This is a genomic window from uncultured Gemella sp. (genome assembly GCF_963537375.1).
GTDB lineage: Bacteria > Bacillota > Bacilli > Staphylococcales > Gemellaceae > Gemella.
In genome coordinates this window covers 33,452-48,803 of sequence record NZ_CAUTDQ010000012.1, presented here as the reverse complement: position 1 = coordinate 48,803, position 15,352 = coordinate 33,452, and the positions used below count along the sequence as shown (strand labels likewise).

Annotated in this window: 17 protein-coding genes and 1 riboswitch; of the genes, 4 read left to right on the top strand and 13 right to left on the bottom strand. The window is 29.8% G+C overall.

Translation table 11 applies throughout. The features are described from left to right. Window positions 1-130: 130 nt before the first annotated feature. The 12 genes from RYK99_RS03665 to lepB all read right to left on the bottom strand — a co-directional run bounded on the left by RYK99_RS03665 (window position 131) and on the right by lepB (window position 10,751). Complete coding sequence (locus RYK99_RS03665; protein WP_314990222.1) at window positions 131-2,737, bottom strand: endonuclease/exonuclease/phosphatase family protein; 2,607 nt, start codon at window positions 2,735-2,737, stop codon at window positions 131-133. 186 nt (window positions 2,738-2,923) lie between these two features. After that, a complete protein-coding gene (locus RYK99_RS03660) occupies window positions 2,924-4,111 on the bottom strand; it encodes an MFS transporter (RefSeq protein ID WP_314990219.1) in 1,188 nt (395 codons plus the stop codon). Continuing rightward, window positions 4,104-4,370, bottom strand: a complete 267-nt coding sequence (locus tag RYK99_RS03655; protein ID WP_314990217.1) for a DUF2087 domain-containing protein — start codon at window positions 4,368-4,370, stop codon at window positions 4,104-4,106. Before RYK99_RS03655 ends, RYK99_RS03660 begins: the two co-directional genes overlap by 8 nt. Window positions 4,371-4,505: 135 nt before the next feature. Then, entirely contained in the window at window positions 4,506-4,874 is a 369-nt protein-coding gene (locus RYK99_RS03650; RefSeq protein ID WP_314990215.1) for a single-stranded DNA-binding protein, read from the bottom strand. Between the two features lie 65 nt (window positions 4,875-4,939). Further along, window positions 4,940-5,224 (bottom strand): cupin domain-containing protein, encoded by a 285-nt coding sequence (locus RYK99_RS03645; RefSeq protein WP_314990213.1) that lies wholly within the window; start codon window positions 5,222-5,224, stop codon window positions 4,940-4,942. 53 nt (window positions 5,225-5,277) lie between these two features. Beyond that, on the bottom strand, window positions 5,278-6,021 hold the full coding sequence (locus RYK99_RS03640) for a class I SAM-dependent methyltransferase (RefSeq protein ID WP_314990212.1): 744 nt from the start codon (window positions 6,019-6,021) through the stop codon (window positions 5,278-5,280). 159 nt (window positions 6,022-6,180) lie between these two features. Continuing rightward, window positions 6,181-6,825, bottom strand: a complete 645-nt coding sequence (locus RYK99_RS03635; RefSeq protein WP_314990211.1) for an NAD(P)H-binding protein — start codon at window positions 6,823-6,825, stop codon at window positions 6,181-6,183. Between the two features lie 12 nt (window positions 6,826-6,837). Further along, window positions 6,838-7,197: a DUF1304 domain-containing protein gene (locus RYK99_RS03630; protein WP_314990209.1), complete on the bottom strand. Its 360-nt coding sequence runs from the start codon at window positions 7,195-7,197 to the stop codon at window positions 6,838-6,840. A gap of 15 nt (window positions 7,198-7,212) precedes the next feature. Continuing rightward, window positions 7,213-7,626: a MarR family winged helix-turn-helix transcriptional regulator gene (locus tag RYK99_RS03625; protein WP_314990207.1), complete on the bottom strand. Its 414-nt coding sequence runs from the start codon at window positions 7,624-7,626 to the stop codon at window positions 7,213-7,215. 128 nt (window positions 7,627-7,754) lie between these two features. Further along, the gene (locus RYK99_RS03620) at window positions 7,755-8,417 is read right to left on the bottom strand and encodes a DNA alkylation repair protein (protein ID WP_314990205.1); all 663 of its coding nucleotides are present in this window, start codon (window positions 8,415-8,417) and stop codon (window positions 7,755-7,757) included. Window positions 8,418-8,433: 16 nt separating this feature from the next. Further along, complete coding sequence (locus RYK99_RS03615) at window positions 8,434-10,035, bottom strand: CTP synthase (protein ID WP_314990203.1); 1,602 nt, start codon at window positions 10,033-10,035, stop codon at window positions 8,434-8,436. 164 nt (window positions 10,036-10,199) lie between these two features. After that, entirely contained in the window at window positions 10,200-10,751 is a 552-nt protein-coding gene (gene lepB / locus RYK99_RS03610) for a signal peptidase I (protein ID WP_003147157.1), read from the bottom strand. A 411-nt stretch (window positions 10,752-11,162) separates the two neighbouring features. Beyond that, a riboswitch (TPP riboswitch) is annotated at window positions 11,163-11,267 on the top strand. A gap of 39 nt (window positions 11,268-11,306) precedes the next feature. Here lepB and RYK99_RS03605 point away from each other — a divergent pair. Genes RYK99_RS03605 through RYK99_RS03590 form a run of 4 tightly spaced genes read left to right on the top strand, consistent with a single transcriptional unit; the run spans window position 11,307 to window position 14,043 of the window. Next, window positions 11,307-11,588 (top strand): thiamine-binding protein, encoded by a 282-nt coding sequence (locus RYK99_RS03605; protein ID WP_314990202.1) that lies wholly within the window; start codon window positions 11,307-11,309, stop codon window positions 11,586-11,588. Beyond that, complete coding sequence (locus RYK99_RS03600) at window positions 11,563-12,348, top strand: ABC transporter permease (RefSeq protein WP_314990200.1); 786 nt, start codon at window positions 11,563-11,565, stop codon at window positions 12,346-12,348. The genes RYK99_RS03605 and RYK99_RS03600 overlap by 26 nt, the downstream gene beginning before the upstream one ends. Then, a complete protein-coding gene (locus tag RYK99_RS03595; protein ID WP_003147161.1) occupies window positions 12,329-13,324 on the top strand; it encodes an ABC transporter substrate-binding protein in 996 nt (331 codons plus the stop codon). The genes RYK99_RS03600 and RYK99_RS03595 overlap by 20 nt, the downstream gene beginning before the upstream one ends. Further along, on the top strand, window positions 13,324-14,043 hold the full coding sequence (locus RYK99_RS03590) for an ABC transporter ATP-binding protein (protein ID WP_314990199.1): 720 nt from the start codon (window positions 13,324-13,326) through the stop codon (window positions 14,041-14,043). The genes RYK99_RS03595 and RYK99_RS03590 overlap by 1 nt, the downstream gene beginning before the upstream one ends. A gap of 51 nt (window positions 14,044-14,094) precedes the next feature. Here the strand turns inward: RYK99_RS03590 and RYK99_RS03585 are convergent, their stop codons facing one another. Continuing rightward, on the bottom strand, window positions 14,095-15,318 hold the full coding sequence (locus tag RYK99_RS03585; RefSeq protein WP_314990197.1) for a chloride channel protein: 1,224 nt from the start codon (window positions 15,316-15,318) through the stop codon (window positions 14,095-14,097). Window positions 15,319-15,352: the final 34 nt, after the last annotated feature.

Genomic DNA, 15,352 nt, shown 5'->3' with positions numbered 1-15,352 from the left:
TAGCATAGCTTTCTCCTAATTTTCTAAATCAACCGAATTTGACAAAGAACCAATAAAATCTCTTTTTAAGCCGTTTAAGTAAAAATCAATTTTTTTTAGTATTTTTACTGTGAAATTTGAATATTTTTAATTAGTTTTTATTCCTTTTTCTTCCTAAGATAAATGCAGCAACTGCACTTAATCCAGCAAATAGAAGTGAATTAGAAGAATTTAATCCAGTTTTTGGTAATATTCTAGATTTTTTATCATCCTGAACTTTAGAAGTTTCTTGTGATATTGTATTTGTAGCATCTGCTTGCGTAGAATTATTCTTTTTAGAAGCTGATGATTGAGTTGCAATAACAAATGTACTAAAGTGCGGTGTATTAAAAGTAAGTTTTCCATCTGTATACGAAGTATCTTTTATTTCTTCTAACACATTACCATTAACGTGATATACTTTCAATTGTTGATTTTCATCTTTAGCCACTGCTAAAGTAACAACACGATTTTCTCCTGTAGCTTTTAGTTCTTTACCATCTTTGTCTTCAAAATGAAGTTCTAGAGTTCTTACTACATTTAATTCTGAATTAAGTTCTTTAACTAATTCTTTTATTTCTTTAGCTCTTTCTCCCGTAACATCTTGAGCAACAAATTTATCAACGTTGTTAATTTTTGATTCGTCATATTTAACTGAAATTGTTACTCCATCAGCTAATGTAACAGTACGAACAAAATCTTTTCCTGTTTTCTCGGAAGTAGCTGAATTTGTTGAATCTTTAGGCTCATTAGGACTGATTGGATTTCCTGATGTCCCTGGTTGAGTTGGTGTAGTTGATACTTCTTTCTTACTGAAGTCAATTTGCACAACTACTGGATCGTGGTCAGAAGCACGTCCATGTTCTTCCATGAATGAAGCATTAATATGAACTGGAGAGAAGACTACTTTATCTTTAATATTTTTAGAAATTAAAATATTATCTAAACTTTGGTTACTTCCACGATAGAAGTATGAATATCTGTCTCCTGCTTCATGTTCAGCCATTAAGTTAACAAGTTCATTTCCTACGATTGTTCTTACACTATCTGAGAATTCAAAATCATTGAAGTCACCTGTTAGAACAAATTTTAAGTTTGGATTTTGACGTAATCCTTCTTTAATAAATGCATTTAAGATTTTCGCTTCTTCTATACGTTTTGGTCTAGTATTTTCAACAGATGGTTGATTAGAACCATAAATTGCATCGTCACCTAATTTTGATTTTAAGTGGTTCGCAATTACTACGATTCTTTCACCTTTAAAATCAAATTCAGCAGCTAATGATTTTCTAACTTTTTCAAAGTGAACACTCGTTGGATCAACTCTTGATGGATTTTTTTCAAGATGCCCATTAACGAAACGAGCCGCTTCTTCGCTTCCACCTTTCTCTTTACCGATTAATGTTACTCTATTAGGGTTATATAAGTAAGCTACCCTAATATTAGCTCCCGGTTTACCACCGTCTTTCCCATCAACTGGAGCTATTTCAGTATATTTATAATCAGGTCCACCAAGACTTTTAATTCTTTGAGCTAATTTTTCCCCACTCTTAACTCCATCAACAGTTCCATCATTAACTCCACCATTATTGTCTTGAACCTCAATAAGAGTTATGATATCAGGACTATGAACTTCTTTTATAAATGAATTAGCAATCTTGTCAACTTTCTCCTCAGGCGTTTCATCATGACCACTGTTATTTGCTGAGAAGTTTTCAATATTGTAAGAAGCAATTGTTAATTTATCTTCTGAAGGATAAATTTTAGATACTTCACGTTTTAATCCCCCATCTTGAATTGCTGGCACGCTAGATGGATCAATTTTATATGTTTTATTTTTATAAGTAACTACTCCTGTAATATTTTCATTAAAGTAGTCTTTTGCTTTTGCTACAAATTTATTCCCTACTGTAATAGGTAGTACTTCTGTATTTTGTACACCTGGACGAAGATTTACTCCACCGATGTTATTAAGTTTTTGACCTTTGTAGTCACCTGGTAAGACATAAATATCCCCTTTATATTGCGGTCCAGTAACTTTTGGTTTAGTCACCTCTACACGCATTCCCTCTAGACTTTCCCAATAATCTAAAGCTTCTGTTTCTGGATTATATTTAGTTGGTGTATTATCAACTATGTCTTTAGGCATTTTTTCAGAAATGTTTAATGCTTTTGGTAAATCTGCTTTCCCTAATTTTGTTATAGTTGCGTTAATAATTTGAGTAACTGTTAAGCTTCCTGCTGGTTTTTTAAAAGTTTGTCCTGGTTTTACAGAATATTCTTCCATATAACCTTCTTTAACAGTTCCTTGAACTTTTAATAAGTCACCTGATTCTACTTTATCTTTTGAAGCAACATAAACTGCATCAGAAGTTTTCGGATTATTGTCTGATACTTTATCCTGAACATAGAAACCAGTTTTGTCAGTCTTAGTTACAACAACATTGTTTATTACTACTTCTTTTCCAACTAAAGGACTTTCATGGCTTTCACCTTGTACTTCCCCTATGTTTTTTACTTCTTTTGGAGCAGTAGTTTGAGGACTTGTTGTAGTCGCTCCAGTAGGTGTCACTTCGTTTTTTCCTGTAGTAGCCGGTGTAACTACTTCTGTTTTTACCTCAGCCGCAGAAACTTCATTGGCTTCAGCCGATAAATAAGTTGCACCTACTCCTCCTAATACTGCGCTTGCTAATAATATTGATAATTTGTATTTTTTCACAATATGAACTCCTTGTATATAAGTTTATACTAACTATTTTACTATTAATCTAGCTAATAAGCAATATTAATTGTTCACCCTTTTAAAAAAAGATGCAACTCAATAAAAACAATTGTTTTCTAAACTTTTCTTTTATCGAGTGGCACCCTCATATAATATTAGCTATAAAAATTTTATTTTGATATTCTATGACTTATTAAATCTCTTTTTAAACATTGCAATTACAAATGATATAATAACTATCCCTATTATCCCTAAAAATACTAACCATGTATTTTCTATCCCAATTTTATCAGTCAATACTCCATTAACTGATAATAGTATTGCTACAATAATAGATTCAAAAGTATAAAATATTGAAACTATAGTCGTTCTATTTTCATCATTTTTTACTAAATATTTATGCATAAATACACTGACCTGAATACTCATCATAGTAAAGAAAATTATATACAGCATAAATAATAAAAACTTAGCATAAACATTCTGAATAAAGATAAACATTAATAACGTTCCAATATTAATAACTACAAATATATACAATACATGTAATTTTGATAACTCATTTGATAGTTTTTCATATATAAGACTCCCTAACATTCCACTAATAGAAATACCTATCCAAATATAACCAATTATATTAGCATCAAGTTTTTCAAATACCGCTTGCCATTGATTAGATGGTCCAAGATCTAAGATAGACGGAATAACAAAAAGCATCATAAGAAATACACTACTTTTCACATATAATGTTTCCTTCAGTGAGTTTTTAACCGTTCCAAATGATCCTTTTAGTTTCTCAATCGATATTTTCTGTGTAACTTCTAAGTTTTTCATAAATAAAAGTGTAATAAACAACGAAATAATAAAAACTATCATACTTAATATTATTGACAAACTTTTATAATAAACATACACATATTTAGCACTTATAAAGCCTGCAATTGCTGAGAAAAATAATGCATATAGTGAATTTCTAGAAAGCACTTTATCTATATTTACTTCTTCATTATTTTTATTGCTTACATTCACTAACCAACTTATTAGTGTTCCAGATTGAAACGATTCTGCAATTGCAGATAAAACTGCAGAAATATACAGTAAAATTAAACTATTGCTAAGCAATAATGTTAAACCAACAACCCTAAAAACTGAACTAAGAAGGATGCTATTTTTTGCCCCGATATTATCAGTTATTGCCCCACAAGGCAGTTCTGTCATAAAAGAAGCTAACCAAAAAATCGATAAATACAACCCTACTTCAGCGAAAGAAAAATTCTTTGATAATAAGTAAACATATAAAATCGGATTAAAGAATGCTAATGCTACTGTAACTAATATACTATACAAATAAAAAAATTTAGTATTATTCATCTTTTTTTCCTACAACCTTATATATTCTTCCATAATTATCCCTATCTAAAAACTTATAGTCAACTAAGTATCTTCGAATCAGAGAATAATCCGGATGAATCTCCTTAATCGCTTCGTTTAATTCCTTTTCTGTAAACTCTAGTGATTTTTCTTTCAACATCTCTAAAACTATTTGAAGAACAAGAATCTTATTTTTTTCTTTTTTTGGTATTGTTATCAATTTATCATTTTTAAAATATTTTATTTTTACTTCTTCCATAGCACGCTTTCCTTTCAAATTTAAATTTTTTATATACTATTATATACCAAATAAAATAAAAAACAAGTATAAAATTAACCTCTAACACAGTTTATACTATGTTAGAGGTTTTGCAATCTAGTTTACTATTTATTTCTATTGCCCTAGAACAAAAACGTCCTCTGCTTCTCTTTCTTCTTTTTTAGATCCTTTACTTAAAAATGAAATTTTATTAGCTATAATCTTAATTCTATAGTGGGTCACTCCATCTTTATCTTTATAAACATTGTTGTTTAAAGTACCCACTATATTAAGCAAACTTCCTTTTCCACAGTATCTGGCTGTATTTTCTGCGATTTTACCAAAAGCAGTAAATTCGAAAAATTCAGTATCATAGTTCCCTTCTTTATTCTTAAAATCAGACTGAACTGCAATAGTAGCTTTAATATAACTTACTTTATTATCACTTTCTTTTAACTCTGGTTTTTTTACTAATCTTCCTATTAAAATTACTTGATTCAACATAATTTATCCTCCCTTAAAATAGTAATCTAGATTGCTATAAAAACGTTAGGAAGATTATATTAGTCTTATTTATTGATTAAAGTAACAAAAACCTCGCCATCTTTCAAAAATTCTGCATTAATATAATTATCACCATCAAAATGTAATACCTTACCTGGTTCTACAATATGAATTTCTTCATCATTTAAAAATACTTTAACTTCACCTTTTACACAAGTGAAGACTACTAAAGCTTCTGGATGATTATGTTTAGGAATAACATCACCTTGTTTCCCTACTTTTTTTACTAATTTAAATCTATCATGTTTTTTTAATAGACCTGCTTCTTCAAAAATTATTCCTACGTTCATATTAATTCTCCTTTATTTAAAACTTTTTTATATTTATTACGCTTACACTCTTATTATAGAACTTTTTTGTTAACAAAACAAATAAAATTCATATCTTTTTCCAATTTTTTAAAAACTACTCCCATCTTAATAAACTGTGATCTATTTTCTCTCTTAAATCCATTTTTTATTATTTTTAACGTATTTAAAATACCTTCATCATCTACAAGTCCAGATACAGTGAGTAATGTAAGTTTATCATGAAGACTATTAACCGTCTTAAAGCCCGCTTCTTCAAATAATGATCGCCAATTTTCTTTCGGTAACGGAGAAACATTCATATTAATTGCATCAGACAATGTTTTTCTCGTTTCTTCGTAATTATTCAACAACAGTATGTCATGAGTCAGAAGTAATCCGCCTGGTTTTAATACTCTATAATACTCATTTAAGGCTTTAGATTTACTCTTATCACTAAACATAGTTAGCATAGCTTCATTTATAATATAATCAAAACTATTATCGGAAAACGTTAAATGAAATGCATCCGCCCTCATAAACTCTATATTCTTAAGATTATTCCTTACAACTTCAAGTTGTGCTTCTAAAATAGATTCTTTATCCACGTCTATACCTATAAAAGTAGTCTTAGGATATCGTTTGGCTAAAGATATTAGATTTATTCCTCTGTTACATGCAGCTTCTAAGACACGATTTCCAGCTTCAAGCTTTATATGAGCAAGTAGAAATTCAGTTCCCTTCACTCCTCCAGGTCTTAATCTAGTTTTACCTAATTTTTTTAAAAATTTATGCCCCATTTCTTTTTTCATAATAGCCCTCCGCGTTTTATATTATACTTTCATTGTACAATAAGATAAAATTAAAATCCAGAAATAATTGATAATAACTATCGATTATTCCTGGATTTCAAATTAAATAATTCTACTATCATATAAATTTTATATTCATATATTTCTCTAAAAATCCTTATATGTATATGTTCCTTGTTCCTTATTCTCTACTGCAAAGCGAACAATTTCTCTACCCAATACACTAACTTCGATTGGACTATATTTCTTAGCTTTTCCTTTTAATACAAGTTGAAAAATCGGCGCTACTTTCATAAATATTTCTTCAAAAAATCTCTTATCATCACGTTTACTTATAAGAAGAGATGGTTGAAATATTCTAAGAACTCCTAGATTCAATGCTTTCAATTTATCTTCTAACTCCCCTTTTAATGAGTTATAAAAGTTTTTTGATTTACTATTTGCACCAATTGCAGAAACTACATTAAAACTTTTTACTCTATCCTCACATAGTTTAGCAAAATTAACTGTATAATCTACATCTATTTTTCTTTGATTCTCCTTAGTTTTAGCTATTTTTATCGTTGTTCCAAGACTTGCAAATACATCTGCATCTTTTAAGATACTTGTATCAAAATTTAAATTTTCAAAATCAACTATTATTTTAGTTAATCTTTCTTCATCGGCTAACTTATCTATTGAATGTCGTCCAAGAATATATACTTTATTATAAAAGTCGTCTGCTAAGACTTCTTTTAATATCTCTTTACCTACAGCACCTGTAGCTCCAATGATTACCGCCGTTTTCTCCATTTTATCTCACCTCTAGAAAAATAATGATATTAAAGCTAAAATAGGTAATCCTCCTTGCTTTAATATTATTTTCTTATCACTTGTTAAACCACCATATATAGCAACTAGTATAATATAAATCAATAGCATTCCCACAATTTCTTTAGGATTTTTTGATATAAATGCACCATATAATAATGCTACACCTAATAAGCCATTATAAATACCTTGGTTTTTGAATAATGTGTTTAAATTCGGTCTTTTCAATTCTTCTTTTGAAATATTAAATACTCTACTTGTACTGTCTGAATCTGTTGCAATAGTTTCTAAGTACATTATATAGAAAAATAGCACTGCTACTAACACTGTTAAAATAATTGATATTATATTCATTTTTATACCTCTTTCTTAAATTAAACTTTTATTAAATTTATCTAATAATTTCGTCAGATTTTTTAGGTCATCATCTGTAAAATACTCACTGATAATATTTCTAACATCAGTATCTTTAACACAGCTATCTATCTTATTTTTTGAAGCTGCTGTTATTTCTAAAAAGATTTCTCTATTATTTTCTTTGTTACGGCATTTTTTTATATATCCTGCTTCTTCTAATTTTTTTAAATGTCTAGTTATAGCAGCTGCGTCTATTTCTAAAATCTTAGATAGCTGTTTAGGTGTTGCTATATCAACTTCATATAAATATTTTATAATTTGAAATCTCGTTAGACTTATTCCTAATCTTTTCTCAAATATATGAGCGATTTTTCTCTCTAACACTTTCAAATCATGCAATAGATTTACATATTCTCTCACATCCATCCACATAACCTCCTTTTTCATTGACTAGTCAATTATTGATATTTTCATTATAACTTAATTATAGTTGACTTGTCAATTATAATGCAAAAAAAGAAGGAGAGTAATTAAAAATCACTCTTCCTTATTTATTAATCTAAGTATTTACTAGCTTCTCTTAAACTAAGATTCGCCATTTCATTTCTATTTTTCTCTATGAATTTCCTAACCCATTCTGGATTAACTTTTGAATAATCTCGAAGTGCCCATCCTATAGCTTTATTAATGAAAAATTCACCATCAGACAGATTATCTTCTAGTATTGTTTCTAATAAAAGTTTATCTACATTCTCTTTGAATGATAATTGATGTAAAATAGCTACTCTTCTTAACCAGATGTTGTTTTCTTTTTTAGACCATTCTAACATCAAAGTTTTTAATTCCTTGTTACGGTTCACAACATCACCAATAATCTTAGATAGTAAATCAACTGTATCCCACCAAGATTTAGTAACTACAAGATACTTTAGCTTTGAAATATCACCTTTTTTTAGAAATTTCTGCATAGCTTTTAAATAATACACTACCGCATATTGAAATTCTCTTTCTTCTTTATTCCAACAAGTTTCAATAAAATTCCAATCTATTTCTTTTGTTTTTCTAGCTGTAGGAAAATACTTCTTAAATAATTCTGTTCTTTTCGGTCCTCTTATACCAAGAAAGCTAAATTTATCCCGCATGTACTTTTCCATTGATTCAGCTAAAAGTTCATTACGATTGTTTTCAAGTTCTGTGATTAAACCTGATAATTTCATATTAAATCTCTACTTCTTATCTTTTATTTTCTAAACTTGCTTTAATGAATCCAGCGAATAATGGGTGCGCTTTTTCTGGACGTGATTTGAATTCTGGGTGGAATTGACCTGCAACGAACCATGGGTGTTCAGGAATCTCTACTATTTCAACAAGTTTTCCATCTGGACTCACACCTGATAATACCATACCTTTTTGAGATAAACGATCACGGTAGAAGTTGTTGAATTCGTATCTGTGACGGTGACGCTCAGTAATGTTGATTTCCCCATATTCTCTGTGTGCTACAGATCCTTCTGTTAATGTACATGGGTAACTTCCTAAACGTAAAGTTCCTCCCATTTCAACAACATTTTCTTGATCTGCTAATAAGTTAATAATTGGGTATGGTGTATTTGGATCTAATTCAGATGAATGCGCTCCAGTTAATCCACATACGTTACGTGCAAACTCAACAGCAGCAAGTTGCATACCTAAGCAAATTCCAAAGAATGGAACATTGTTTTCACGTGCATATTTAATAGTTGTGATTTTACCTTCTACTCCACGATCACCGAATCCACCAGGAACTAAAATCCCATCTGCATCTTTAAGATATTCATGTACATTTTCTTCTGTAATATCTTCAGATTGGATCCAATCAATTTTCACTTTAGCATTGTGTTTATATCCAGCATGTTTAAGCGATTCTACAACTGAAATATAAGCATCATGAAGTTCTACATATTTACCTACTAATGCAATCCTTACATTTTCTTTTAAGTTATCCACTCTCTCTACTAATGATAACCATTCAGTCATATCAGCTTCTGGTGCTATTAAACCAAAGTGATTTAATATGATGTCATCAATTTTTTGAGCTTTAAGATTTACTGGTAATTGATATAAATTACTTACATCGCGACTTTCAATAACATTTTGTTTAGGAATATCACAGAATAATGAAATTTTAGCACGTAGTTCATCGTTTAGAGCAAGCTCATTTCTTACTACGATAATATCCGGTTGAATACCTAATCCACGTAATTCTTTTACTGATTGTTGAGTTGGTTTAGTTTTCATTTCTCCAGCAGCTTTAATATATGGTAATAATGTACAGTGAATGAAACATACATTATCACGACCTAAATCACTACGGATTTGACGGATAGCTTCTAAGAATGGTAAAGATTCAATATCTCCTGTTGTTCCACCAATTTCAGTAATAACTACGTCTGCATCACTAGATTCTCCTGCTAATAATACACGAGATTTAATTTCGTTAGTTACGTGAGGAATTACTTGAACTGTTCCTCCTAAATAATCTCCACGACGTTCTTTTTCGATAATTGAAGAATAAACACGTCCTGCAGTTACGTTAGAATATTGTCCTAAGTTAACATCGATGAATCTCTCATAGTGCCCTAAGTCTAAGTCTGTTTCTGCTCCATCTTCTGTAACGAAAACTTCTCCGTGTTGATATGGACTCATTGTTCCTGGGTCAACGTTTAAATATGGATCAAACTTTTGTAATGTTACTTTTAATCCTCTATTTTTTAATACACGACCTACTGATGCCGCTACAATCCCTTTTCCTAATGATGAAACTACTCCACCTGTTACAAAAATATACTTTGTCATTGTGTTCTCCTTCTATTAAAAAATAATAAACCCCCTACGAAATTATCGCAGGGGGTGGTTTCTTAAATCACTCTTTAAGAGTGCCCGTATATTATTCTAGCATAACGTAATATTTTTAGCAACTAAAATAATTCGATATATATAATTTTCTTTATGATTGAATATTAAAAGAATTTGAACGAACTAAATGGATAATATCTTAAGCTTACTTTCCCAATCATCGCTTCTTTTTTAACGAATCCAAATACACGACTGTCCGTACTGTGTTGTCTATTATCTCCAAGTACGAAGTATGTCCCTTCAGGTACTGTCTTAGATTTTGTACTGCTTAAAAATTCAATATTAAAGTCTGGTGTAAATGGTGCTGTACCAGAAGCCTTAGCCTCTTTTATTTTTTGAGCTAAGTATGGCTCATCTACTTTTTGACCATTTACATATAATACATCGTTTCTGTACTCAATTGTGTCTCCAGGAACTCCAATTATACGTTTAATATAATCATCAGTTTCATTAGCGTGGAAAACAACTTCATCTCCACGTTCAAAGTTTTTACTAAATTTATTAACGAAAACTTTATCGTTATCAGCAAATGTGTAGTCCATTGAGTGACCTTTTACTGTAAAAGGTGCAATAACATAAGTGCTTAGAACAAGATAAATAGCTATCGAAACTACTACAACTACTATCCATTCCATAATTTCTCTTAAAATTTTCACTGGTATATCCCTCTTTTATTTTATTTATGATTAATAATTCTATCATATATCATAAGAAAAATCAAAAATAATTCTTTATATATACTATTGTTATTATAATTAATAACTCTAGTATGATTTTAGACTTCTATATAGAAATATATCATTTATGTTATATTAAATCTACTCATCTCATCTATTTTAGAGTCTTACCTATTTGAGACTAATCCAAAAGACCTAAAATTTTACAAAGTTCATATGAGAACTCATAGACGCAGTGAATTATCGATATCTAAATTCAACAAAAACTATTTTGATATCTAATCAACTTTGCGGGGATGACTCGATAAAATCTTGTTTCTCCGAAATCATGATTTTATCGAGTCATTCCCTTGAAAGCACTTTTATTGAATTATTTTATCGTTATGCTATAATTATTTATACGGGAGTCTGTGAACAGTCTGAGAGGAAATATCAATATTTCGACCGCACCTGATCTGGATAATGCCAGCGTAGGTACACTTAGCTTAAAGACAAAACTTAGACCCCCCTTATATTGTAAGGAGGTTTTTTATTTTGATAAATTGCAGTATTGCATTACAAATTCTTCCACTTGATAACCATGATGGAAGATTAGAGATTATAGATAAAGTTATCTATTTTCTACAAGATAAACATTCTAATATTAAGGTAACTCCATTTGAAACTGTCATTGAAGGAGAATTCAATGATTTAATGGATACATTAAAAGAATGTTTAGTCCTAGCGGGTGAGGACAGCGAAAATATTTTTGCAAATGTGAAGATTAACTACGGAGATGTTTTAACGATTAATGAGAAAATTAACAAATTTAATTAACAAATACGCTGCAACTATTTCTATGTTGTGCTTAATCATAATTTGGCAAGGTGCTGGAAACCTTGGTTTATTGCCTAAATACATTATTCCAACACCCATTGAAATAGTAAAAGCATTTATAAAAAATTATCAACTATTAATTTTTCACAGCAAAATCACCCTACTCGAAGCTATAATAGGATTATTTCTAGGAATAGTCATAGCTTGGCTTCTTGCTTTAATTATGGATAGTATACCAATATTTAATAAGACAATTTATCCACTTTTAGTACTAACTCAAACTATTCCAACTATAGCCATAGCCCCTATCCTTGTTCTTTGGCTTGGATACGGACTAACTCCAAAGATTGTATTGATTGTTTTAACGACAACATTCCCAATAGTTGTTAGTATTCTAGATGGATTTAGAAACTGTGATAAAGACATGATCACTCTTTTACGTCTTATGAATGCGAGTAAATTCCAAATACTTTGGCATGTTAAAATTCCTACTAGTCTTAGTTATTTCTACGCAGGACTTAGAGTCAGCGTCTCTTATGCATTTATCGCTGCAGTAGTAGCTGAATGGCTTGGAGGATTTGAAGGACTTGGAGTATACATGATTAAAGCAAAAAAACTTTTTGAATATGATACTATGTTTGCAATTATCATATTAGTATCAGTCATCAGTTTACTAAGTATTGAACTTGTTAAACTAAGTGAGAAAAAATTTATTAAATGGAAATATATAGGAGAAAATCATGAAAAAGATATTAACTAGCATTTTTGCATTTATCTTAGCAATTTCATTAACTGCATGTAGTACAGTAAATAAAAATGCAGAGAAAAAAGAACTTAAGAAAGTTGACTTCGTTCTTGACTGGGCGATTAATACTAACCACACTGGTCTATATGTAGCGAAGGAAAAAGGATACTTTGCTGAAGAAGGTATCGATCTTGATATTAAACCAGCACCTGAAGACAGTACTTCTGATTTAATTATTAACAATAAAGCACCTTTTGGAATTTATTACCAAGACTCAATGGCTAACAAACTTTCTAAAGGAGCAGGAATTACTGCTGTAGCTGCCATTATCGAACACAACACATCTGGTATTATTTCGCTTAAGAAAAACAATATTAAAGAACCTAAAGACCTTGAAGGGAAAAAATATGGAACTTGGAATGATCCAGTAGAATTAGCAATGGTTAAATCACTAATTCAAAAACAAGGTGGAGACGCTAATAAATTAAACTTAGCTCCAAATACAGACACTAACTCTGTTACTCCATTAGAAAACGGTCTTTTCGATGCTGCTTGGATTTACTATGCTTGGGATGGTAAATTAGCAGAAAGTATGAAATTAGATATTAACTACTTCTACTTAAAAGATTTCAATAAAGACTTAGACTACTACTCTCCAGTAATTATTGCAAATAATGATTACTTAAAAGAAAATAAAGAAGAAGCTAAAAAAGTTCTTAAAGCTATTAAGAAAGGATATGTCTACGCTATAGAACATCCTGAAGAAGCTGCAGAGATTTTAATTAAAAATGCTCCAGAATTAAAAGATAAAAAAGATTTCATCGTTGAATCTCAAAAATATTTATCTAAACAATATGCATCAAACAAAGATCACTGGGGTGAATTCGACGCTAACAGATGGAATGCATTCTACCGTTGGGTTAACGACAACAAAATCACTGAAAAACCTCTTGCAGAAAACACTGGATTCAGCAATGACTTTATAAAATAATGAATATATTATCAATAAAAAACTTATCTTTCAATTATCCGAACAATAAAATATTACATGATATAAATATTTACGTCGATAAAGGTGAAGTTGTATCTATACTCGGTGGTAGTGGTGTTGGTAAAACTACACTCTTCAATATCATCGCAGGTATCAATCCCCTTCAAAGTGGTGAGATATCTATAAAAGGTAACACAGACTATAAAGGTCGTGTAAGTTATATGCTTCAAAAAGATTTATTATTAGAGCATAAGACTATTATTCAAAATATAACACTTCCACTTCTAATCAGAAAAGTCAGTAAAAAAGAAGCTGAAGAAGAAGCTATAAACAGTCTAAAATTATTTAATCTTTATGAATATAAAGATAAATATCCTAGTGAATTAAGTGGAGGTATGCGTCAAAGAATCGCACTACTTCGCACATATATGTTTAAAGAAGAACTATTCTTATTAGATGAACCATTCAGTGCACTTGATGCAATTACTAAAATTTCACTACACTCTTGGTATTTAGAAATTAAGAACAAACTTGACTTAACTACTCTACTTATTACCCATGATATCGATGAAGCTATTGATCTTAGTGATAGAATTTATATCATAAAAAACAAACCTGGTGAAATAGTATCAGAAATTAAAATAAATCTTGATAGTGAAAATCAAGATGAACAAAAATTAAAATATAAAAAAGAAATACTTAATATACTTGGACTCTAAAAACAAATCCCTAGTGTGAATTATCACACTAGGGTTTCTTCTATATCTTTACTACTTATATATACTATACTTTTTGTTTATTAAGTAAATTAGAAATGCAGGAACAATTGCAAAAAGCATAAGCTTATAACCAAATACTTCTAAAGCAAGAAGTATAGGAGCAATGTAAGTTTTCGTTGCTGCTGAGAATACAAGACAATACCCTAGAGCTGCTGTTACTAAAATAGGTAATCCTAAATAAGTTCCTAAAATTACTCCACATGTAGCTCCTATCGCAAATAGTGGCGTAACTTCTCCACCACTAAAACCAATACCTGTACAAATCGCTGTTAAAACAATCTTCAATATAAAATCATAAATTTGAATTTGTTCAAAATTTGTAAAAGAAAGACTAATTAAATTTGTCCCTAACGAAGCGTACCTATATTCAAAAATAAAACTAGCTAGAATAAAAACAATCAAAAGAATCCAACTGATTTTCTCATTTAAAACTACCACTTCTTTAATTTTTCTTTGAATAACAACAAAGAAAATCCCTACAAATACAAAAACGATACCGATTAAAATAAGTTTGAATATAAATTCTAAATTTATATTTACCTTACTTATATCTATTTTTACAAAGAATTTCTCTAAACCTAACTTATGGGAAACAAAGGCGCTAATATATGCTCCGATGATATATGTTATATACTCATATACCTTATTCACTGTAAAATTAAGTTTTTCACTAACAACTTCTAAAATAAATACTACTGCAGCAAGAGGTGTCTGAAATAATCCTGCAAAACCGCAAATCATTCCCAATTTAACAAAGAATTGTTTTTTGTCCTTACTAAAATCTTCTCCAGCAAGATTACCTCCAATAGCTCCACCTAATTGTACAGCAACCCCTTCACGTCCGACACTTACTCCAAAACCATGTGCTAATAAAGTATTTAACGTTAGTATAAACGGAAAGCTCCATGATACTTTATCTTTATTATCATTTGCAGCTTCTATAAAATATTTCATTCCTATCGTATTAGTTTTTAAATACTTATTACTAAATCTTGTGAAAATTAAAATTAAAGGTGTTAATAATATCAAATACTTATAGTAACCACTTGTTATCTCTATGAGTTTTAATAGTATCTGTCCAAATACTGAGCAACAAACAGCTATTAATAATATTAAACTTACTAATCTTATATAATAATTTTTAACCATACTATTTTTGATTTTTTCCTCCTTGTATTGAATAATAACAGGAGCGACTTTAGACTTATGATTCATAAAAAATCATTTTTATAAAGTCACTCCCATACAT